The organism is Mobilicoccus sp. (assembly GCF_032060985.1).
In the GTDB taxonomy this organism is placed as follows: Bacteria; Actinomycetota; Actinomycetes; order Actinomycetales; family Dermatophilaceae; genus Mobilicoccus.
In genome coordinates this window covers 115823-137022 of sequence record NZ_DAMBGD010000011.1, presented here as the reverse complement: position 1 = coordinate 137022, position 21200 = coordinate 115823, and the positions used below count along the sequence as shown (strand labels likewise).

At 72.8% G+C, this 21200-nt stretch carries 16 protein-coding genes and 1 pseudogene; 10 read left to right on the top strand and 7 right to left on the bottom strand.

Annotation, left to right across the window (positions count from 1 at the left end):
* The first annotated feature begins 279 nt into the window (after positions 1-279).
* Positions 280-543: a metal-sensitive transcriptional regulator gene (locus RT054_RS10420; protein ID WP_312720116.1), complete on the top strand. Its 264-nt coding sequence runs from the start codon at positions 280-282 to the stop codon at positions 541-543.
* A gap of 88 nt (positions 544-631) precedes the next feature.
* On the opposite strand, the gene RT054_RS10415 is transcribed toward RT054_RS10420, so the two are convergent.
* Positions 632-2209: a methyl-accepting chemotaxis protein gene (locus RT054_RS10415; protein ID WP_313023465.1), complete on the bottom strand. Its 1578-nt coding sequence runs from the start codon at positions 2207-2209 to the stop codon at positions 632-634.
* Positions 2210-2478: 269 nt separating this feature from the next.
* Here RT054_RS10415 and RT054_RS10410 point away from each other — a divergent pair, with 269 nt between their 5' ends.
* From RT054_RS10410 to RT054_RS10390, 5 genes are all read left to right on the top strand, one after another.
* Positions 2479-3606, top strand: a complete 1128-nt coding sequence (locus tag RT054_RS10410; protein WP_313023463.1) for an MFS transporter — start codon at positions 2479-2481, stop codon at positions 3604-3606.
* Positions 3607-3743: 137 nt separating this feature from the next.
* Entirely contained in the window at positions 3744-5195 is a 1452-nt protein-coding gene (locus RT054_RS10405; protein WP_396837273.1) for a DUF1846 domain-containing protein, read from the top strand.
* A gap of 125 nt (positions 5196-5320) precedes the next feature.
* On the top strand, positions 5321-8383 hold the full coding sequence (locus RT054_RS10400; protein WP_313023461.1) for an ABC transporter permease: 3063 nt from the start codon (positions 5321-5323) through the stop codon (positions 8381-8383).
* A complete protein-coding gene (locus tag RT054_RS10395; RefSeq protein ID WP_396837269.1) occupies positions 8380-9216 on the top strand; it encodes an ABC transporter ATP-binding protein in 837 nt (278 codons plus the stop codon). The genes RT054_RS10400 and RT054_RS10395 overlap by 4 nt, the downstream gene beginning before the upstream one ends.
* Complete coding sequence (locus RT054_RS10390; RefSeq protein WP_313023458.1) at positions 9216-9902, top strand: ATP-binding cassette domain-containing protein; 687 nt, start codon at positions 9216-9218, stop codon at positions 9900-9902. The genes RT054_RS10395 and RT054_RS10390 overlap by 1 nt, the downstream gene beginning before the upstream one ends.
* A gap of 39 nt (positions 9903-9941) precedes the next feature.
* Here RT054_RS10390 and RT054_RS16525 read toward each other — a convergent pair whose 3' ends face one another.
* The 4 genes and pseudogenes from RT054_RS16525 to RT054_RS10375 all read right to left on the bottom strand — a co-directional run bounded on the left by RT054_RS16525 (position 9942) and on the right by RT054_RS10375 (position 13706).
* Positions 9942-10412, bottom strand: a complete 471-nt coding sequence (locus tag RT054_RS16525; protein WP_396837272.1) for a methyl-accepting chemotaxis protein — start codon at positions 10410-10412, stop codon at positions 9942-9944.
* A gap of 39 nt (positions 10413-10451) precedes the next feature.
* Positions 10452-11405, bottom strand: a pseudogene (locus tag RT054_RS16520) (GAF domain-containing protein); the annotation flags it as partial.
* Between the two features lie 280 nt (positions 11406-11685).
* The gene (locus RT054_RS10380; RefSeq protein ID WP_313023454.1) at positions 11686-12648 is read right to left on the bottom strand and encodes an isoaspartyl peptidase/L-asparaginase; all 963 of its coding nucleotides are present in this window, start codon (positions 12646-12648) and stop codon (positions 11686-11688) included.
* The gene (locus tag RT054_RS10375) at positions 12645-13706 is read right to left on the bottom strand and encodes a hypothetical protein (RefSeq protein WP_313023452.1); all 1062 of its coding nucleotides are present in this window, start codon (positions 13704-13706) and stop codon (positions 12645-12647) included. Before RT054_RS10375 ends, RT054_RS10380 begins: the two co-directional genes overlap by 4 nt.
* A gap of 88 nt (positions 13707-13794) precedes the next feature.
* Between RT054_RS10375 and RT054_RS10370 the strand changes: the two genes are divergently transcribed.
* Together RT054_RS10370 and RT054_RS10365 are read left to right on the top strand one after the other, a co-directional pair.
* A complete protein-coding gene (locus RT054_RS10370; RefSeq protein WP_313023451.1) occupies positions 13795-14157 on the top strand; it encodes a DUF2218 domain-containing protein in 363 nt (120 codons plus the stop codon).
* A 190-nt stretch (positions 14158-14347) separates the two neighbouring features.
* Positions 14348-15775 carry an NUDIX domain-containing protein gene (locus RT054_RS10365; RefSeq protein WP_313023449.1) on the top strand — a complete coding sequence of 476 codons (1428 nt, stop codon included), beginning with the start codon at positions 14348-14350 and terminating at the stop codon, positions 15773-15775.
* 46 nt (positions 15776-15821) lie between these two features.
* On the opposite strand, the gene RT054_RS10360 is transcribed toward RT054_RS10365, so the two are convergent.
* Together RT054_RS10360 and RT054_RS10355 are read right to left on the bottom strand one after the other, a co-directional pair.
* Entirely contained in the window at positions 15822-16139 is a 318-nt protein-coding gene (locus tag RT054_RS10360; RefSeq protein WP_313023448.1) for a multidrug efflux SMR transporter, read from the bottom strand.
* A complete protein-coding gene (locus RT054_RS10355) occupies positions 16140-16730 on the bottom strand; it encodes an NUDIX domain-containing protein (protein WP_313023447.1) in 591 nt (196 codons plus the stop codon).
* Positions 16731-17085: 355 nt separating this feature from the next.
* Here RT054_RS10355 and RT054_RS10350 point away from each other — a divergent pair, with 355 nt between their 5' ends.
* Together RT054_RS10350 and RT054_RS10345 are read left to right on the top strand one after the other, a co-directional pair.
* Positions 17086-19590 carry a glycogen/starch/alpha-glucan phosphorylase gene (locus RT054_RS10350; protein WP_313023475.1) on the top strand — a complete coding sequence of 835 codons (2505 nt, stop codon included), beginning with the start codon at positions 17086-17088 and terminating at the stop codon, positions 19588-19590.
* A gap of 99 nt (positions 19591-19689) precedes the next feature.
* Positions 19690-21126: an FAD/NAD(P)-binding protein gene (locus RT054_RS10345; protein ID WP_313023446.1), complete on the top strand. Its 1437-nt coding sequence runs from the start codon at positions 19690-19692 to the stop codon at positions 21124-21126.
* Positions 21127-21200 lie beyond the last annotated feature (74 nt).

The following is a 21200-nucleotide window of genomic DNA, read 5'->3' as shown; positions in this document are numbered from 1 at the left end:
GACCCCCGACCCCCGACCCCCGAGGAGAAGCGACATGTGTCGTCCCGCCCCCTGCCCCGTGTGCCAGAAGACGACGTGGGAGGGCTGCGGCCAGCACGTCGACCAGGTGAAGGCCCAGGTACCCGCCGACCGGTGGTGCCCCGGCCACACCACCACCGCCGCGTCGCCGTCGGCCTCCCCATCGACGGCGTCGACTCAGGCCACCGCACGACGCTGAGCCGCGCGCCACGAACCCACCGGGTCGCCGCAGTCCGCGGCACCCCTGCGAGAGGACTCCCCATGCAGCTCGATCCCGCCGACCTCGACTCGGCCCTCAAACGTCTTCGGCGCGCTCACGGGCAGCTGGGCGCCGTCATCCGCATGATCGAGGAGGGGCGCGACTGCAAGGACGTCATCACCCAGCTCTCCGCGTGCAGCAGCGCCCTCGACCGGGCGGGCTTCTCGATCATCACGACCGGGCTGCAACAGTGCATGACCGCCGACAACCCCGACCGCGAGGCCGATCTCGCCGCGATGGAGAAACTCTTCCTGTCCCTGGCCTGACCCGCCCTCCGCACTGGGGATGAGCGATGACGTCATCCAGGCCGCGGGGGGTCGGCGCTGGGGCGGGGCGAGGGACGGGAGGACCGGGTCAGCGCCCGAGGTTCGCGACGGCGAGCTCGAGGTCCTGGGCCATCGCCTGCAGGTGTGCGGCGGCGTCGCGGACGTTGGCGGCCTCACCGACCGTGCGCTGCGCGCTTCCCGCGAGCGACCGGGCGCCGTCGGTGAGGGAACGGCCGTCGGAGGCGGCCACCTGACTGCTGCGTCCCATCTCCTGCGTCGTCGCGGTCTGCTCCTCCACGGCGCTCGCGATGGCGGTCTGGTAGTCGTTGATCTCCGCGATGATCCGTGTGATCCCCCCGATGGCGGCGACCGCGGCATCGACCTCGCCCTGCATGGACTCCACCCGCTGGGCGATCTCCTCGCTCGCGCGCGCACTCTCCTGGGCCAGGTCCTTCACCTCGCCCGCGACGACCGCGAAGCCCTTGCCGGCCTCCCCCGCGCGGGCTGCCTCGATGGTGGCGTTGAGGGCGAGGAGGTTGGTCTGTTCGGCGATGGCCGCGATGGCCTGGACGACCGCGCTGATCTCCTGCGAGGAGCTGCCGAGGCGACCGACGCTCGCGTTGGTGCTGTCGGCGGTGTGGACGGCGTCGGCGGCGACGCGGGCGGCCGCGTTGGCGCTGTCGGCGATCTGGCGGATCGAGGCCCCCATCTCCTCGGTGCCGGTGGAGACGACCTGGATGTTGCCCGTCACGCCGTCGATGGTCCCGAGCATCCGTTCGGCCTGCTGCGAGGTCTCCTGGGCGGAGCGGTCGATCGCGTCGCCGGCGTCGGTGAGGGAGCCGGAGGCGAGGCTCAGCCCGGACGAGGCCGCATCGACGCGGCGGATGATCTCGCCCACGCGGTCGAGCATGTCGTTGAGAGCCGCGTTGAGGTCGTCGAGCGCGGTCCCGTCGCCCTTGACGGGCAACCGGTCGGACAGGTCGGTCTCACGCAGGCGTCGGACGGCCTCTCGGATCGGCCCGACGATGCGCTTCTGCAGCCGCCACGCGACGAAGAGCACGAGCACCATGAACGGCAGGCTCCAGGTCGCGAGCTTGCCCGCGGAGACGAGGGCGTCCCCGTCGACGTCGTCGGTGTAGAGACCGGAGCCGACGACCCACCCCCACGGCTTGTACCCGATGACGTAGGAGACCTTCGGTTGCGGTTCCTCGGCGCCGGGCTTGGGCCACATGTAGGCCACGTACCCCTCGCCCTGGGTCGAGGCCACCTTGGCGAACTCCCGGAAGATGTAGACGCCGTCGGGGTCCTTGTTCTGCGACTGATCCTTGCCGTCGAGTTCGGGCTTGACGGGGTGCATGATCATGCGCGCCTGCAGGTCGTTGACCCAGAAGTACTCGTTGCCGGAGTACCGCAGACCCTTGATCTCGGCGAGCGCCTGCCGCTGCGCGTCGGCCTCGGACAGGCGCCCCTCCTCGGCCTCGGCCCCGTAGCGCTGGACGATGCCGGCCGCGATCTGCACCGCGGCGCGCACCTTGTCGCGACGCTCCTCCTCGATGAGTCGCCTCTGCTCGAACGCGCCGAGGACGAGGACGGCGAGCATCCCGACGATGGCGAGGAGGGCCATGAGCGCCAGCTTGGTCTGAATGCCGCCCTTGAAGATCTGCACGGTGTCTCCCGAGGTGTCGATGCGCCGAGTCCATGCCCGGCGCCGACGTCGTCGTGCCCCGACGAACGTGCCCGCGACGTCGTCGCCCAGATCGGCCCGTGTCGGTGCGGTCTGAGGGTTCCGGCGCCGAGGGAAGCTCGTACGCCGCGGTGCTCACCTGCCACCGGGGCGCCGCCGGTGGGTGTCGCCGCGCGGGACGAGGCGGATGCGGTCGCCACCGTTCGCGCCGGGAGGGGAACGCCACCGTGGAGGGCACGTACCCTGCGGGGGTGCCCGACCGGTCCACCGCTCCCCGAGGTGCCCTCTGGCCGTTCTACGCCGGCGGGTTCCTCGGTCCCTTCGGCGGCGGGATGCTCAGCTCGATGCTTCCCGAGCTCGCCCACGGCCTGAACACCGACACCTCGACGGCCGGGGTGGCGATCACCGCCTACCTGTTCCCGTTCGCCGCGCTGATGCCGCTCTCGGGGATGCTCGGCGCGCGATGGGGTCAGGCCCGTACGGTGCGCCGCGCCTACGGGCTGTACGCGCTGGCCTCCGTCGCGTGCGCCCTCGCCACGGCGTTCGGTGTCTTCACCCTGGCGCGGGCCGTCCAGGGCGCCGCCAACGCCTTCACGACCCCTCTGCTCATCACGATGATCGCCGACCGGGTGCCGCCCGGGCGGGTCGGCCGCAGCCTCGGCACGTACGCGAGCATGCAGGCCGCCGGAATGGCGTTCGCCCCGTTCGTCGGCGGCCTGGCGGCGGGAGTCGACTACCGCCTCGCGTTCGTCGTGATCGCGCTGGCCGCAGCGGCGCTCGCCCTCGCCACGCGCACGTCGCAGGACACCGCCCGCGCGCGGCGCGGCGCGCCCTGGCGTCCCCTGGTCAACCGCCGCCTGGGGCAGGCATGCCTCGTGGCCTTCACGGTCCAGTTCGCCTCGACGGGGATCATGCTCCTCTCGGCGATGGAGGCGAGCAGCCGGTTCGGTCTGACGCCCGCCTCGCGGGGGTTGGTCGTCGCCACGTTCGGGGCCGCCGGACTCGCGAGCGGCCGCCTCGTCGGGGCGCTCGCCGACCGGTTCGGGATGCGCCGCCTGGGGTTCGCCGCGACCGTGGTCCTCGCCTGCTCGGTCACGGCCGCGGCGTGGCCTCCGACGCCCGGGGTGTTGGTCCTCTGCGTCGGGGTGGCGGGTGTCGCCGCCACCGGCGGTCGGGTGATGACCAGTACGTTCGCCCTGCTCAGCACCCCGGCCAACCGCAGCACCGCCACCGCCCTGTGCCTGTCGACCCAGTTCCTCGGCTCGGCGATCGCCCCCGTTCTCCTGCCCGTGTACACCGGCTCGGTCGTGGCCGCCTTCGGCATCGCCGGTGGGATCGCCGCGGCGGGCGCGCTGCTGACCCTCCACCGACCCCGCTGACCAGCGGTGCCGCGCCGGCGGGCCGGGACCCCGGACCTCACCCGGTGGTCGGCCAGTAGTCTCCGGTCATCGGAACGGCGACGGCGGAGGGGCGAGGCGTGCGCAGGATCGGGTTCGATCGAGAGAAGTACCTGCGGATGCAGGCCGAGCACATCGAGGCGCGGCGCCGGCAGTTCGGCGGCAAGCTCTACCTGGAGTTCGGCGGCAAGCTCTTCGACGACCTCCACGCCTCCCGGGTGTTGCCGGGGTTCACCCCCGACAACAAGCTCGTCATGCTCCAGGAGCTCGCCGACGAGGTCGAGATGGTGGTCGTCGTGAGCGCGAAGGACCTCGCGGCGCACAAGCAGCGGGCCGACCTCGGCATCGGCTACGACGCCGACGTCCTGCGCCTCATCGACGAGTTCCGCAGTCACGGCCTGTACGTGGGCAGCGTGGTCATCTCGCACGTCACCGACGACAACAAGGCCGCGAAGGCGTTCCGGCGCAAGCTCGAACGGCAGGGCGTCCGGGTCTACCGGCACTACCCTATCGCGGGTTACCCCAACGACGTCGCGCACATCGTCAGCGAGCACGGCTTCGGCCGCAACGACGACATCGAGACGACACGGGACCTCGTCGTCGTCACGGCCCCCGGCCCGGGCAGCGGCAAGATGGCGACCTGCCTGTCGCAGCTGTACCACGACCACGCGCGGGGCATCTCCTCCGGTTATGCGAAGTTCGAGACGTTCCCCATCTGGAACCTGCCGCTCGATCACCCGGTCAACGTCGCGTACGAGGCGGCGACGGTGGACCTCGACGACGTCAACATGATCGACCCGTTCCACCTGCGGGCCTACGGCGAGAGCTGCGTCAACTACAACCGGGACGTCGAGGTCTTCCCCGTCCTCGGTCTCCTCTTCGAGAAGATCCTCGACTCCTCGCCGTACGCCTCCCCGACCGACATGGGCGTCAACATGGCCGGGCACTGCATCAGCGACGACGAGGCCTGCCGGGAGGCCTCGAAGCAGGAGATCATCCGCCGCTACTTCAAGGCCCTCGCCGCCGAGCGTCGCGACGACGTCGAGCCCGAGGACTCCGAGAAGATCGCGCTCATCATGAGCCGCCTCGGCATCACCCGCAGCGACCGCCCCGTGGTCGAACCGGCGCTCGCCGTCGCCAAGCGCACCAAGGGCCCGGCGGCCGCGATCGAACTGCCCGACGGGCAGATCATCACCGGCAAGACGACCTCCTTGCTCGGGTGCTGCGCGGCGATCCTCCTCGACGCGCTCAAGGCGCTCGCCGGCATCGACGACAAGGTCAAGCTCCTCGCACGGGAGACGGTCGAACCCATCCAGGCCCTCAAGACCGAGCACCTCGGCAGCCACAACCCCCGCCTGCACACCGACGAGGTCCTCATCGCCCTCGCCGTCGGCGCCCGGGAGGACGAGAACGCCCGACGCGCCCTCGACCAACTCCGCCACCTCCGGGGATGCGACGTCCACTCGAGCGTGATCCTCGGCCCCGTCGACGAGGGCATCTTCCGCAGCCTCGGGGTCAACGTCACCACCGAGCCCGTCTACCAGACCAAGAAGCTGTATCGGAAGAGCTGAGGTCGGAGCCGGGTTCGACCGTCCCCCCGACGTGCCACGGGCGGCTCTCGACCGGCCTCACGATCGGGGCAGGTGAAGGCCCCGAAACACCCCGCCGGGCCGACACGCGCGGCCTAGCATGAAGCATGCTCGACGGGCGCGGGGACCGACGTCGGCGCCCGAGATCGGCCGGGGCCTGGGGCCTGCTCGCCCTGCGCCGGCGACCGGGTGCCGCGCTCGGCCCGGCCGTCCTCGCCGCCCTCGTCACGCTGTGCCTCACGCTCGTCCCGCTCATGACCCGGGCGCTGGAGCAGGCCGTCCTCAAGCCGCCGTTCACCCTGGAACACCCGGTGGCGACATCCCTCTCGGTGCACTTCGAGGGACAGCTCCTCGGCGAGGCACGCGAGCACCTCGACCGCATCGAGGCGGGCCTCGGGCCGGAGGTCCGCCGGCTGTACCCGCAGGGCGTCACCCACCTCGTCACCGCGCCCGGGGAGACCCACGTCGGGCGGGGTGGCACGACCGGCGCCGTCGTGTCGCTGGTCGCCCGTGACGACATCTGCGCCCACGTGCGCGCCGCCCAGGGCCGTTGTCCACGCGCCGACGACGAGATCGCCGTCGCCGCGGCGGACGCCCGGACCCACGACCTCCAGGTCGGCTCCACCGTCGACTGGGTCACGACGATCGCGACCGACCGGGGCGTGCAGGACGTCCGGCGATCGTTGCGGGTCGTCGGGACGTACCAGCAGGTGCCCGACGACCGGTACTGGTTGGGGACGAGCGTGGGCATCGCCCCCGTCGGGGACGGGGACCGGCTCGTCCTCGCCGAGTGGATCACGCCGCCGGGCACGGTGGCCGGTGCCGGGGGCGCGGCCCGACGCACCTACGCGGCCGACGCCACGGCCGCCACCGTCGACCTGCTGCCCCGTGCCGTGGAACAGCTCGAGAGCGCCCGCATGCACTTCCTCCAGGAGGCCTCGATCCAGGCGGACCTCGCCGGCGTCGCGCGGGAGAGCCGGGCCTCGGCCGCGCAGATCCACGTCATCGTCCCGCTCGTCCTCGGCCAGACGGCCCTCATGGTCCTCGCCGTGCTCGTCGTCGTCGCCCGCGCCACCACGGCGCAACGACGGCACGAGATGGGTCTCGCGCGGCTGAGGGGCGCCGGGCCTCGCGACATCCGACGACTGCTCGCGGCCGAGCTCCTCCCGCCGACGGTGGCGGGGTCGATCCTCGGTGCCCTGGCCTCCCTGGGCGTGGGCGAGCTGATCCGGCGTTTCGTCCTTCCCGACGGCGTCCCGTTCGAGATCACCGCCGGGACCGGCCTCGCCGTCGTCCTCGCCACGCTCCTCGTCGTCGGGGTGGTCCTCGCCACCATCACGTGGCACCTCGACAGCGGGGTCCTCGCCCTCCTGCGCCGCCCCACCGCGCTGCCCCGCCGTACCAGCCCGCTGACGTGGGTGGCCGCCACCCTGGCCCTCGCCGCGGCCCTCTCGGTCATGACGACGACCGAGGCGACGCCGTTGGCGCTGGCGTCCCCCACCCTCATGGCCATCGCCGTCGGCCTGATGCTCGCCGGGATCGTGCCGCGGGTGGCGAACGCCCTGTCCCGACGGGCGTCGAGGCGCGGACGCGTCGCCACGGGCCTGGGGTTCGCCGGCGTGGGACGGCGCCCGGAGACCCGCGGAGTCCTCCTCGTGCTGACCGTGGCCGCGTGCACGATGGTCCTCGCGGTCGACGCGTGGGCCGTCGGCGAACGCAATCGCACCCTGCGCGCGGAGTTGGAGGCGGGTGCCGGCACGGCCCTGCTCGTGCGCACGCGGGACGCCCGATCGGTCCAGGAGGTCGTGCGGACGGCCGACCCCTCCGGCCGCGTGGCCACGACCGTCGCGTTCACCCGTCCCCCGGAGCGCGGATGGACTCTGGCCGCGCCGGTCGACGCCCTGCCCTCGATCGCGTTCCCGTCCGCGCTCCGCGGCCTCGACCTCGCCGCCATCGCGACGCCACCCGAACAGCCCGTCCCGGTGCACGGCACGACCCTCACCCTTCGGGTCGACGCGGACCCTCCGGTGCTGCGTGCGCCGGTCGTGGTCACCGTCGTCCTCACGACGCCCTCCGGGCGCGTGGTGGAACGGCCCGTGACGATCCCGGCCGGGACGACCCGCGCGGTCGACCTCTCGACACCGGTGATGTGCGAGGAGGAGTGCCGACTCGATCGCCTCCTGGTGGCGACGGGGGCCCGGACGCGCGACGGCGGACGGGCGGTCGCGGAACAGACCGTCGAGGGACAGACCGTGACGGTCACGCGGCTGGCCGTCGACGGCCGCGAGCTGCCCCTCACCGGGCCCCGCCCGTGGCTCCCCCTCACCGACGGCGACCTGACCGACGGCGCGGCCCTGCGCCTCCGCGTGCCCGCCTCCGGCACGGGGGGCGCACTCCGCGGGGACGCCCCGGTGGCGCCGGCGATCACGGTGGGCGAGCTGCCGCCCGGGAGCACCGGGGACTCGCTCCAGATCAAGGGGGTCGCCGGCGACATGATCGAGGCGCACCGCGTCGCCTCGGCGGAGCAACTGCCGGTGCTGGGGGGCCGTGGGGCTCTCGTCGACATGACGACCCTCGCGCGGCGCGGCCTCGACCTCGACACCCAGGACCGCGCCGAGGTGTGGATCGCCGACGGCAGGGACGACGTCGCCGATGCCGTCCGCACCGGGCTCGCCGCCCGCGGGATCGACCTCGACGGCGAACGCCGGTACACCCGGATCAAGGATCGGTACGACGCCTCCGGTTCGTCGTGGGGACTGTCGGTCGCGCTCGTCGGGGCGTGTCTGTCGGTCGCGGTCGCCGCGGCGTTCCTCGTCGTCTCCGCGCGGCAGGCGCGTCCCGCGACGCGGACCGACGCCACCGCCCTCATGAGGGCCGGGGTGCCGCCCGCCACCCTGCGACGCGCTCTCGTGCTGCAGTACGTCGTCGTCGCGGCCGTCGGGCTCGTCGCCGGCGCGGCCGTGGGCATCCTCGGAGCCCGGCTGGCACTCCCGCTGCTGCCCCTGTTCACGACGCCGGCGGAGCGCCCGATGCCCGACCTCGGACCGGCCTCCCTCCAGGTCGGCGCGGCCTGGTCGCTCCTGGTCGCAGTGGTCGTCGCGCTGGCCGTCACGCTGGCCGTCCTCGTGCTCCCCCACGCGGGACGTCGGACTCGCGGGGCGATCACATGAACGGGGTGAGCGTGACGACCCGCGGACTCGTCCACATCTACTCCGTCGAGGGTCAGGACGTCGCGGCCCTCTCCGGTGTCGATCTCACGATCGCCGCGGGCGAGACCGTGTGCCTCCTCGGCCCCTCCGGCTCCGGCAAGTCGACGCTCCTCTCGCTGCTCGGTGGCCTCATGCGGCCGAGCGTCGGGTCGATCCGCATCGGCACGCACCTCCTCGGGGGCATGAGCGAGTCCGAGCTGTCCGACATGCGCGCCGGGAACGTCGGGGTCGTGCTCCAGGACGGGGCGACGAACATCCTGCCGCACCTCGATGCCCGCGACAACGTCGCCTTCGCCCAGTCCCTCGGACCTCGCACGGAGGACCTGCCCGACCCGCTCGACGTCCTCGACCTCGTCGGCGCCGCCGGGCTCGCGACGACGATGCCCCGCCACATGAGCCCCGGCGAGGCCCAGCTCGTCGCCATCGCCGTCGCCGTCGCGAGCGCGCCTGGCCTCCTCCTCGCCGACGAACCCACCGCCCGGATGACCCACGCCGCCCGCGACCACGTCCTGTCGGCCGTCCGACGGATCAACGAGACCTCCGGCACGACGGTCGTCACCGTCTCCCACGACGACGCGGTCGCCCGGGCGATGCGGCGGACCATCACCATCCGCGACGGGCGGGTCGGCGCCGAGGGCCGTGGCGACGTCGAGTACGCCGTGGTCTCCGCCGACGGGTCACTCCCCCTGCCGCCCGACGTGCTCGACCGCTTCCCCCCGGGCACCGAATTGCGGGTGCGCCCCGAGGGCGACGGGTGGATCCTCGTCCCCGCCGCCGAGGACGGGGGCACCTGATGCTCACGGTCGACGGCCTGACGGTCCGGTTCGGCGACGTCGTCGTGCTGCGGGACGTCGCGCTGCGGATCCCCGTCGGCACGGTCCTCGCGATCACAGGGGATTCCGGGTCGGGCAAGACGATCCTGCTCCACGCCCTCGCCGATCTCGTCGCGCACGACGGCACGGTGACATTCGACGACACGGTCACACCCGACGGCGCGGTGACGCCGGACGGCGCGGGCGGCACGAACGCCGCCGAGGCCGCGGGGATCGACGTCGGTCTCGTCCCGCAGGACGGCGGTCTCGCCGCGCTGCTGCGCGCCGACGAGAACGTGCTGTACCCGCTCCTCGCCCGCGGCAGGACCTACGACGACGCCGCCGCGCGCACCGACGAGGTCCTCGCTCAGGTCGGCCTCACCGACTTCCGGCATCACTACGTCGACGAACTCTCGGGCGGCCAGCAGCAACGCGTCGCCGTCGCCCGCGCGCTCGCGGTGCGGCCCAGGCTGCTGCTCGCCGACGAACCCACGTCCGCCCTCGACCCGGCGAACCGCGCCCGCGTCATGGACCTGCTCACGACCCACGCCCGCACGGGGGCCGTCGTCCTCGTCACCTCCCACGACGAGGAGATCACCGCCCTCGCCGACGGCGAGTACGCCCTCGAGGAGGGAGGCGGCACGTGGCGCCGTCCCCTTCGCCCCTGACCGGAGGACCGTGACGGGGGCGCACTCACCCCACCGCGGTCAGGCCCCGAGGACCGTGCGGGTGACGGTGGTCTGCTCGTGCAGGACACCGGCGATCACCCGCTGGGCCTCGTTGATGCCGGCGACGGTCTCGGAGACCTCGCGGAGCGCACCGCGGACGGCGTCCGCGTCGGCCTGGATCGTCGCCACCTTGGCACCCACCTCCTCGGTCGCCGCCGCGGTCTCCCGCGCCAACTCCTTGACCTCGCCCGCGACGACCGCGAATCCCTTGCCCGCCTCACCGGCACGCGCCGCCTCGATCGTCGCGTTGAGGGCGAGGAGGTTGGTCTGCTCGGCGATCGCCGTGATCGTCTTGACCACCGCACCGATCTCCTGGGAGGAGTCGTCGAGCCGCGCGACGATCTGCGTCGCCGACCCGGTGATGCGGTCGGCCTCCTCCGCCACCTGCCGCGCCGATTCCACGTGCTCCTCGACCTCGCCGATCGAGGAGAGCAGGTCGCGCCCCGCCATGGCGATGCGCTCGGTGCCGCGGCTGCGCTCGAGGGCGTGGGAGACGAGGAACGCCGTGTTGCGCAGGGCCTCCCGGCGGGCCTCGGTGAGGACGATCTGACGGGTCGCGAAGAAGTCCATCGTGCCGACGACGTCCGGGCCGATCGTGATCGGCACGCACACCCCCGACTTCACGCCGGCGCGGCGGGCCGCGGGGGCGCGCACGCAATCGGTGACCGTCCCGAGGTCGGGCTCGAACACGAGGTCGCGGCTGAGCCACGTCCGACCTGCGAGGCCGACGCCCTCGGCGAACGTCGCCTCCTGCGTGACCTGACGGAACTCCGGCCCGGCGTCGCCCGACTCCGTGCCGAAGCGCAGCACCCGGTCGTCGACGTCCACGGTCCAGAACGAGCCGTACTCCCATCCGAACTCGCGCCGGATCGTGTCGAGAGCGGTGCGCACCGCCGTCTTCTCGTCCGCGGCGTCGGTCACCTCACGGAGGACGACGTTGATCGCGGTCGCGTCGCGGGCCCGCTCACGTTCGTACTCGGCCAGGCGCAGGCGTTCCAGGGCCTGGGAGACGAGATCGCCGACGCACTCCATGAGGGCGAGGTCCCGATCGGAGTGCGGCCACGGCTCGAAGCAGGCGAACGTGAGGACGCTTCGCACGTCCCCGGCGGAGATCACCGGCAGGGCGAGCAGCGTCGAGACGATCGGCGCGCTCGGCCCCGCGAGCTGACGGAGCAGGTCGAGCTGTCCCTCGACGAGGACCGGCCTCCCGGTCTCCCACGCCTCCCCCATCGGGCCCGCCCCCCGCGGCACGACGGCGTTCGCCTCGACGACCCGCGCGGTGAGTTCGGGTCGCCGCCCGCAGGACACGTCGAGAACGAGCCCACCGGCGGTCTCGTCGACGCGCCACACGCTCGACACGTCCCAGCCCAGGGCGTCGCACACGGCGTTGACGCCGATGACGCCGGCGCGTCGGTAATCGTCGGCGGCCCCCAGCGTCTTCATCACCGACCGGATGATCGCGACGTCGTCACGGTCGACCGCGACCGGGCGGGAGTCCGAGGGCACGGTCTTGCGGAAGGGCTGTCGCACGTCGTCTCCGACCTCTCGGCTCTGGGGCTGCGCTGCCCCATCGGTCGTCGGTCTCTCGATCTGAGAGGACTGTTGCCGGGCCCGGCGCCCGCCCCGCCGAGGACCGGCCCGAACCCGTGACCGGCGACGACGCCGGGAAACACGCGCCGGCGCGAGGCCACGAGCGGGGCCGGAGACCGCCCCGATCCCGCCCTCAGACGTGGGCGACGGGACCGTCGGCGGTGAGCCACCCGCGATACATCGCACCGGAGTCCCAGGCGAGCACGAGGTCGCCGCGCGGGGTCACGGCGATGAGGCCGCCGTCGGCGCCGTGCCGCCCGAGATGCTCGTCGAGGACCTCACGCGAGGCGGTCGCGAGGTCCGTGCCCGCGTATCGGAGTCGGGCGTGGAGGTCGTGGGCGAGGACGCCGCGGACGAAGAACTCCCCCGTGCCCGTGCCGGAGACCGCGACGGTGGTGTCGTCGGCGAAGGTGCCGGCCCCGACGAGCGGGGTGTCACCGACCCGCCCGGGGAGCTGTCCCGTGATGCCCCCCGTGGACGTCGCCGCCGCGACGCGCCCCTCGGCGTCCCGGGCCACGGCGCCGACGGTGCCGTGGGTGCGTTCGCCGAGGAGCCGGGCGAGGGCTCGCTCCTGGCGCTCGACGACGAACCACTCCTGGCCCGCGACCTCGCAGCCCCATTCCCGCAGGAGGGCGTCGTCGGGGTCGACGAGCAGGACGTGCGGAGTCGCCTCCATGACGGCGCGCGCCGCGAGCACGGGGTTGCGGGCGTGCGTGGCGGCCGTGACCGCGCCCGCGGCACGGTCGCCGCGGACGACGCAGGCGTCGAGTTCGGCCCGTCCGCCCGTCGTGAGCGCGGCGCCGCGGCCGGCGTTGAAGAAGGCGCAGTCCTCGAGCTCGACCACCGCGGCGGTGACGGCGTCCAGCGCCGATCCCTCCGCCGCGAGCACGGCCGCGCCCGCCGCGACCGCACACAGTAGCGCCTCCTCGCGGTCCCTGGTCTCCTCCTCCGTGAGGGGCGTCGCCCGCGGCCCGGCGCCGCCGTGCACCGCGAGCGCGTGACTCCCCCATGCCGGGACCTCGATGAGATCGACGGCGGGACAGGCACGGTCGATCGGGAGGTGGCCGACCGCGGGCGGCGGCGTCGCGTCCGTCACGGCCTCGTGTCGACGGAGGCGCGGGTGGCGGCGATTGCGGCGCGGACGACGTCGGCGAGGGGCCCGGGGTCGAAGCAGTCCGGCGACAGGTGGCCGCCCAGGAGCGACACGTGGCGGTCGGCGCCGGTCTCGCCCCACGCGACGAATCCGTCGACCCCGGCATGCTCCAGTTCGCGGGTGCCGACGGCCAGCCACACCGGCACGGAGAGACGGTCGTAGAGGTCGAGCCCGAAGGGACCGCCGCCGATGGCATGCAACGCCTCCTCGACGAGCGGCCGCCGCGGCGCCCGCTCCCACCCGCCCGGGGCCTCGCGGAGTTGACGTTCGATGTAGGCGCGAAGCTGTTCCGGCTCGACGCCGTCGTTGACCCAGTCCGCTGCGGACCGCGCGACGCGGCGCTCGACGAACTCCTCGTACTTCGCCTGCACTCCCGTGGCGAACATGTCGTTCCGCGCGTCCCACTCGTCGAGCGACCCCTCGCCGAGCACCTCGTCGTAGTCCGCCTCCGCCTCCTCGCCCCGCTTCCACGTGTACGGGCCGACGACGACGACCGCGGTCGCACCGAGCACCCCGGCGAGATCGCCGAACAGCGGGAGGAGCTCCTCCCCCTCGAGGACGACGACGGGGTCGTGCACGTCGAGCGCGGCGAAGACGTCGGGCAGATCCGACACGAGGTGGCCGACGGACTCCACGTGGGCCCGCGTGCGGCCGTGACCGCACAGGTCGGGCGCGATCGGGCGGGAGAACTCCGCGAGCGCCGGGCCCAGCGTGCCCCAGACCTGGGCGCACGAGGCGATCTGGTGCAGGAGCACGACGTCCGGGCGACGGTCCGCGCCGTCGGCGGCCGTCGTCACGGCACCGGGGCCGGCGGAGGCCGTGGAGGCGTCGGAGGTGAGGACGCCGTCCGCGTGCGCCTGGCCCAGGGGAGCGCGCGGGGCGCGGGCGTCGAGCGCAGCGACCCCGGGCGCGGAGGTGTGGGCGGCGGTGGACGGGGCGGCCTCGCCGAAGTCGATGACGGCGTAGGCGCCGTTCGGGGTGTCCACGGTGCGTTCGGTCATGGCGACATCCTCACCCACCGCGGCCCGCCGACCGAGAATTCCGGCCCTCCGCGCGTGCACGTGGCGCGGCGTGAGGCAGGCTGAACGCATGGTCGTCCTCGCACCGTTCCGCAAGGCCCGTGACATCGTCGCCGGCACCCTCGGCCGCCGGTTCCCCGTGACCGTCGTGGGCCGTGCCCCCACCGAGCGTGCCGCGCGGTACGGCCGACAGCTCGCCTCCCACCTCGGCCGCAAGGTCGAGACCTCGTGGGACGAGGACACCGGTCGTGGGCGGGTCACGTTCGGACCGGGCGAGGTCCTCGTGCTCATCGCGCAGCCCGAGGAACTCGTCGCCACCCTCACGTGTCCGTCGGCCCGCGCCGACGAGCTCAAGGACGTCGTCGAGCGTCACCTCGTCCGGTTCGGTGCCAAGGAGGGCCTCGAGGTGCACTGGCAGGACGGGCGGCGCTGAGCCCGACGACCCGCGGGGTCGGTACGGCACTCCGGGCGGCGACACGACGGGAGCGCCGCCGCGGTCGAGCCTCGGGAGGGGCGTGGGCGGGGGCACCGTGGCGGACCCCGGCCCGCGGCGCCGCCCACCCGGACGTCCACTACCCTCGAACCCCGGCCCTCCCGTCAGCGGCCTGACAGAGGAGGAACCCATGTTCGTGCTCCCGGAGATCCCGGCGTCGGCCGGGGCGATCCTGCTCGACGAGGCGGGGAGGCTGCTCATCCTCAAGCCGACGTACAAGTCCGGGTGGACGATCCCCGGCGGCGTCATGGAGGCGGACGGGGAGACGCCGTGGGAGGCGTGTCGCCGTGAGGTCGCCGAGGAGACCGGCCTCCTCGTGGACCACGGCAGGCTCGTCTGCGTCGACACCCGCCCGGCGAAGAACGGCGCGAAACTCGGCCTGCGGTTCCTCTTCCACTGCGGCACGGTGACCCCCGAACAGGCCGCGTCGATCCGCATCCAGGAGTACGAGGTGAGCGACCACCGCTTCGCCGCGATCCCCGAGGCGCTCGAACTCCTGAGACCGGCGATCCGCCGACGGGTGAAGAAGGCCCTACGGGCGGAGTCATGTCTCTACCTCGAGAACGGTCGGCGGGTGCCCGGCGTCACAGGTGAGGCGCCGATCCTTGCGCCTTTGCCCGAAACTGACGGTTCCCTGACCATTCGCGAAGACGGCGACCGCGACCATTGTGCAGTGATGGAACACAAGCGTGACCTGGTCGTGAACGTCGAGGGAGAGGACTTCGCGGCGATCGACTACGGCGGCGACGGCCCCGACGTCCTCCTCATCCATCAGCTCGCCTCCAACGCCCTCGTCTGGGCGCCCCTGATCCCCGAGCTGACGCAGGTCGCCCACGTGGTGGCGGTCGACCTGCGGGCCCACGGCCTGTCCCGGCTGCCCGCGCCCGACCCCGCACGGATCTCGGCCGACGTCGCCTCCCTCGCCGCCGCGCTCGGGCTGAATCGGCCCGTCCTCCTCGTGGAGCAGGACGAGATCCTCGCCCTGGACCCGGACCGGTTGGCCGGGGTCGACGCGCCCGTCCTCGGGCTGCTCTCCGTCGTCACGACCCTGCGCGGCGAGGAGGCCCACCTCGAGTGGGCCGAGCAGGTGGGCCCGGAGGCACTCCACGTGTGGGACGAGCGGTTCGGCATCTTCGCCAGCGGCCGCGACGAGGAGCTCGAGTCCTACCTCGACGACATCGTCGCCCGGTCCCGGGAGGACTGGGTGTCCCAGCGCATCGACGCCGCCCAGTACCGCGCGTTCTACGAGCGTCAGATCGAGAAGACCCCGCAGGGGTGGCGCCGCCGTCCCACGCGGGCGGAGATGGAGGCCGCCGCCGAGCTCATCGGCACCGAACCGCACGGGCTGGACCTCCTGGACACCTATCCCGGCCCTCTGTGGCTGCTCTCCTCGGACGAGGCGTGCACCGATGTCGAGGAGGACACGCTGCGGGCCTACGCCGACGGGCGTCCGGATCGAGAGTTCCGACTCATCCCCGGGGGGCCGACCGTCGAGGCGCTCGACCCCGAGGCCCTCGCACAGGCGGTCGCCGAGATGCTCCGTCGGCACGTCGGCTGAGCCGTCCACCCGCCCATCGACGCGACGCGAGCGCCCGCGCCCATCGTCAGTGGGCGAGCTTGAGTCCCACGACGCACCCGATGATCCCGATGAGCAGCAGGATCTTGATCGTCGAGGTGGGCTCGGCGCCCGTGGCCATGCCGTAGGCGACGGTGAGGGCGGCGCCGATGCCCACCCACACCGCGTAGGAGGTACCGGTGGGCAGGGTGCGCATCGCATAGGCGAGGCCGGACATGCTCAGCCCCAGCGCCACGAGGAAGACGACGGAGGGCACGAGGCGGGTGAATCCCTCGGAGCGACCGAGCGCCGTCGCCCACACCGCCTCGAAGACGCCGGAGAGCACGAGGACGACCCACGCGAGCATCTAGACCTCCCGACGATCGAGGCGGGAGGTCCCCGACATGGTGCCCGTCGTCCCCGCCCGCTGCGCGGCGCGCGCCACGAGGGTGGCCACCTCGGCAGGCACGTCGGGCAGCGCGTCGACGTCGAACCACCGCAGGTCGAGGGACTCCTCGGAGGCTCGCTCCCGAGCCCCCTCGGGTGCGACGGCGACGAACCGGACGTCGAGATGCCGTGTGGGATCGGTGTATCCGCGACACACGATGGGGTGACAGTGCAGGTCGACCGGGACCGGGTCGACGGTGACGTCGAATCCACCCTCCTCCCGGGCCTCGCGCCCGGCCGCGGCGGCGAGTCCCTCGTCCTCCGGTTCGACGTGCCCGCCGAGTTGCAGCCGCCGCACCCGGGCGTGGCGCGTGAGGAGCACCCGTTCGGCGTCGGGGGAGAGCACGACGACGGACGCCGTGAGATGGCCCGGCGCACAGGTGCGCTCGGTGGCGTCGGCACGGGCCGCGAGGAACGCGAGGTAGGCGTGTCGCAGGGCGTCCTGGTCGCCGTCGGGCGCCGACCAGGTCTGCAGGGTCGTCGTGGCGTCGGCGTGCAGTGGGGTGCTCACCGCGCCCACGATGCCAGGCCGACCGGCGCGCCGTGATCCTGCCGCCCTTCCTCGGACGTCGTCTCTCACCGGGGTCCGTTGCTGCGAGGGAGCGGGGAACGCCCCTCGGACCGAGCACACGTCGTCACGGATCGGGCCCGCGCGCGCCACCGTCCGAGGCATGCGCACCCCGGGGTCGGCAGCGTCGGATCGGCTAACCTCGGACGGGAGTGAGCACGGATGTGCCGACCCGCCGACGGTGCCGGGTGTCGACGACCGTCCGGCTCCACCGCACGATCCGCCGATCATCGGAGACGACGTGACCCACGAGACCGACTTCCACGACGTATCACGCACCGTGGGCGAAACCCCGGAGATGGCGACCTCGGTCACCGGGCCTCAGTTCGAGCCCGTCCACGAACGCGCCCTCACCCCCGCCGTGGGCCCGGCGCACGACGTGGACGGCTTCGTCCGGCAGTTCATGCGCGAACTCAACTACAGCCAGGGCGTGCCCCTGTCGCGTTCGACCCTCAACGACCAGTACCTGGCCCTCGCCCGCACGGTGCGCCACTACCTCATGCAGGGGTGGATCCGCACCGGCAAGCGCCGCCGCGACGCCGGCGACAAGGTCATCGGGTACCTCTCGGCCGAGTACCTCCTCGGACGCCAGCTCGACAACGCGTTGCTCGCCGCGGACCTGCACGACATCGCCCGCGAGGCCATGCGCGCGTGCGGTCTCGATTTCGACGTCCTCCGTGCCCAGGAGATCGAGCCCGGCCTCGGCAACGGCGGTCTCGGCCGTCTCGCGGCCTGCTTCGTCGACTCTCTCGCCACGATGGACGTCTCGTGCATCGGCTACGGGATCCGTTACGAGTACGGCATCTTCAAGCAGACGTTCGCCGCCGGCAAGCAGGTCGAGGTCCCCGACTCGTGGCTGGCGCTCGGGTCCCCGTGGGAGTTCCCGCAGCCGGACCGCGCGGTGCAGATCGACTTCGGTGGCCACACCGAGTCCTACACCGACGACGACGGCCGGGAACGCACCCGGTGGGTGCCGTCGTGGAACGTGCAGGCGATCCCCTACCACCTCCTCGTCCCGGGCTATCGCAACAACGTCGTCAACACGCTGCGCCTGTGGAGCGCGCGGGCGACGAACGCGTTCGACCTGCAGCTGTTCAACCAAGGCGATTACGCCGAGGCCGTGCGCGCGCAGACCTTCGCGGAGAACATCACCAAGGTCCTCTACCCCGAGGACTCCACCCCCCAGGGCCGCGAGCTGCGCCTGCAGCAGCAGTACTTCTTCGTCGCGGCCTCGCTCAAGGACTTCATCCGGCACACGCTGCCGCAGGACTTCGACCTGCACCACCTGCCCGAGCGGGTCACGTTCCAGCTCAACGACACCCACCCCGTCATCGGCATCCCCGAGCTCATGCGTCTGCTCATCGACGAGTACGACTTCGAGTGGGACGAGGCCTGGGACGTCACGCGTCAGTGCTTCGACTACACCTGCCACACCCTCCTGCCGGAGGCGCTCGAGGTGTGGCCGGTGGAGTTGCTGGGGCGGCTCCTGCCACGCCACCTCGAGATCATCTACCAGCTGAACGAGGACTTCCTCGAGCAGGTCAGGGAGCGTTTCGACGGCGACGAGGTGCGTGCCCGGCGCATGTCGATGGTGCAGGAGAACCCGGTGCGGGCCATCCGCATGGCCCACCTCGCCACGGTTGCGGCCAACAAGGTCAACGGCGTGGCCGCCCTGCACTCCCAGCTGCTGCGTGACAAGGTCCTGCCGGACTTCTCGGAGATGTGGCCGGACAAGTTCACCAACGTCACCAACGGCGTCACCCCGCGCCGCTTCGTGCGCATCGCCAACCCGGGTATGTCCGAGCTCGTCACCGAGGCGATCGGCGAAGGCTGGCTCACCGACCTCGAGCGGTTGGCCGAGCTCGAGCCGTTCGCGGAGGACTCCTCGTTCCGAGAGCGGTTCCGGGCCGTCAAGGCCGGCAACAAGGACCGGCTGCGCCAGTTGCTGCACCACCGCGACGACATCGAGCTCGACCAGGACCACATGCTCGACGTCATGGTCAAGCGACTCCACGAGTACAAGCGGCAGTCGCTCAAGCTGCTCCACGTCGTGTCGTTGTACGAGCAGATCGTCTCCGGCGAGATCGACGCGGACTCCCTCGTGCCGCGCACCGTCGTGTTCGGCGCCAAGGCCGCGCCGGGCTACGTCATGGCCAAGGAGACCATCGCGCTCATCAACGCGGTGGCGCGGACCATCGACGCCGACGAGCGGGTCAAGGGCCGTCTCGCCATCGCGTTCCCCGCGAACTACAACGTCACCCTCGCCGAGACCCTCATCCCGGCCGCCGACCTGTCCGAACAGATCAGCCTCGCGGGCAAGGAGGCCTCGGGCACGGGCAACATGAAGTTCGCCCTCAACGGTGCGCTCACGATCGGCACCGACGACGGCGCCAACGTCGAGATCCGCGAGCTCGTCGGGGACGAGAACTTCTTCCTGTTCGGTATGACCGAACCCGACGTCGCCGCCCTCCAGGCCAAGGGCTACGTCCCGGGCGACGTGTACGCCTCGAGCCCCCGGCTCAAGCGCACGATCGACTTCCTCGCGGGCGGTCACGCCACCGGCGGTCGCACGAGCACGGCCGCCGCCGTCATCGACGACCTGCTCTCCCACGACCGGTTCATGGCGCTCGCCGACTTCGACGCCTACGTCGAGGCGCAGGGCAGGGTCGAGGCGAAGTACGCCGACACCGAGGCGTGGACCCGGTCGGCGATCCTCAACGTCGCCCGCTCGGGTTTCTTCTCCTCCGACCGCTCCATGCGCGACTACCTCGACCGCATCTGGAACGTCTCGGCACGCAGCTGACCCGCACCGCTGGCATCGCGACGCCGGCGCCCCGCCCGATCCGGGTGGGGCACCGGCGTTCTGCGTCATCGCCCCCCGTTCGTTGACTACGCTGCGGTGATGACGGGCAGCGACAGCAAGGTCACAGCCGAGGGCAGCGAGGCCGAGAGCAGCGAGGCCGCGGCGCGCCGGGTGGCGATCGTCGGGGCGGGGCCCTCGGGGCTGTTCGCCGCGCAGGCACTGCTCGGGCAGGAGGAGTTGCCGCTCGAGGTCGACGTGTTCGACCGGCTCCCGACCCCCTTCGGCCTGGTGCGGTACGGCGTCGCGCCGGACCACGAGAGCATCAAGTCGGTCGCGCAGGCACTCGCCCGGGTCTTCGACTCACCGAAGCTGCGCTTCCGCGGGCTCGTGCAGTTCGGCGACGACGTCACGCGCGAGGAACTCCTCGCCGCCTACGACGCCGTGATCTACGCGGCCGGCGCGAGTGAGGACACCCGCATGAACGTGCCCGGGGAGTCCCTTCCCGGCAGCCGTTCCGCGCGGGAGTTCGTCGCCTGGTACTGCGGCCACCCCGACGCCACCGCGCAGGACCTCTCGGGGGTGACCTCGGCCGTGGCCGTCGGGGTCGGCAACGTCGCCCTCGACGTCGCGCGGATCCTCACCCGCGACCCGGCCGAGCTCGAGCGGACCGACATGCCGCAGCCCGTGCTCGACGTCCTCACCACGCACACGGTGGCGGACGTGTGGGTCGTCGGTCGGCGGGGACCGCACCACGCGAGCTTCACGACCAAGGAGCTCCGGGAACTGTGCGCGCTCGACGGGGTGCAGGTCACCGTGGACGCGGGAGCCTTCGAGGGGATCGACGAGGCGGACCTCGACCGGCGCACCCGGGCGAACGTCGACGTGCTGCGGCAGGCGGCGACGCGGGTCGTCCCGGAGGCGCGGTGCCGGTTGCACTTCCTCTTCTGGCGCCGACCGGTCGCGATCGAGGGGGACGCCTGCGTGCGCGACGTCCAGCTCGAGCGCACGGCGCTCGATGCGCAGGGGCGGGTCGTGGGCACCGGTGACATCTCGACGCTGGAGGCCCAGCTCGTGCTCCGCGCGATCGGGTACCGCGGGGTGCCTCTGCCGGGCCTGCCGTTCGACCTCGAGCGGGGCGTCATCCCCAACCGTGAGGGACGCATCACGACCGAGGACGGCCACCCCCTCCCGCGCGAGTACGTCGTCGGGTGGATCAAGCGCGGGCCGATCGGGGTCATCGGGACGAACAAGTCCGACGCGGCCGAGACGGTGCGCCTGCTCCTCGCCGATCTCGCCGACACCCCCCGGGACGACGCGGAGGACCGGGCCCTGCTCGACCTCGACCGACACCTCGCCGAGCGCGGCCTCCACCCCACGAGCTACGACGACTGGCGCCGCATCGAGGCCGCCGAGGCCACCCGCGGGGAGGGGTTCGGGCGGGCGAGCACGAAGATCGAGGCGTGGGCGGAGCTGCTCGACCTCGTCGCCCTCGACCGCCCCGGCGGGCCGCCGACCCCGGCCGACCGCGACGGCTGAGCCCCGATCACCCGCGAGGGAAGCGGCGGGAGCAGACCCCGTGAGGGGCGCCCCCGCGCCACGCACCGGCCGCC

What these genes read in the sequence shown, in the direction of transcription:
- RT054_RS10375 (WP_313023452.1), bottom strand. Translation starts at nt 13,706, where the DNA reads ATGACCGAACGCACCGTGGACACCCCGAACGGCGCCTACGCCGTCATC.
- RT054_RS10365 (WP_313023449.1), top strand. Translation starts at nt 14,348, where the DNA reads ATGTTCGTGCTCCCGGAGATCCCGGCGTCGGCCGGGGCGATCCTGCTC.
- RT054_RS10400 (WP_313023461.1), top strand. Translation starts at nt 5,321, where the DNA reads ATGCTCGACGGGCGCGGGGACCGACGTCGGCGCCCGAGATCGGCCGGG.
- RT054_RS16525 (WP_396837272.1), bottom strand. Translation starts at nt 10,412, where the DNA reads ATGGCGGGGCGCGACCTGCTCTCCTCGATCGGCGAGGTCGAGGAGCAC.
- RT054_RS10395 (WP_396837269.1), top strand. Translation starts at nt 8,380, where the DNA reads ATGAACGGGGTGAGCGTGACGACCCGCGGACTCGTCCACATCTACTCC.
- RT054_RS10360 (WP_313023448.1), bottom strand. Translation starts at nt 16,139, where the DNA reads ATGCTCGCGTGGGTCGTCCTCGTGCTCTCCGGCGTCTTCGAGGCGGTG.
- RT054_RS10370 (WP_313023451.1), top strand. Translation starts at nt 13,795, where the DNA reads ATGGTCGTCCTCGCACCGTTCCGCAAGGCCCGTGACATCGTCGCCGGC.
- RT054_RS10350 (WP_313023475.1), top strand. Translation starts at nt 17,086, where the DNA reads ATGGCGACCTCGGTCACCGGGCCTCAGTTCGAGCCCGTCCACGAACGC.
- RT054_RS10345 (WP_313023446.1), top strand. Translation starts at nt 19,690, where the DNA reads ATGACGGGCAGCGACAGCAAGGTCACAGCCGAGGGCAGCGAGGCCGAG.
- RT054_RS10390 (WP_313023458.1), top strand. Translation starts at nt 9,216, where the DNA reads ATGCTCACGGTCGACGGCCTGACGGTCCGGTTCGGCGACGTCGTCGTG.
- RT054_RS10405 (WP_396837273.1), top strand. Translation starts at nt 3,744, where the DNA reads ATGCAGGCCGAGCACATCGAGGCGCGGCGCCGGCAGTTCGGCGGCAAG.
- RT054_RS10420 (WP_312720116.1), top strand. Translation starts at nt 280, where the DNA reads ATGCAGCTCGATCCCGCCGACCTCGACTCGGCCCTCAAACGTCTTCGG.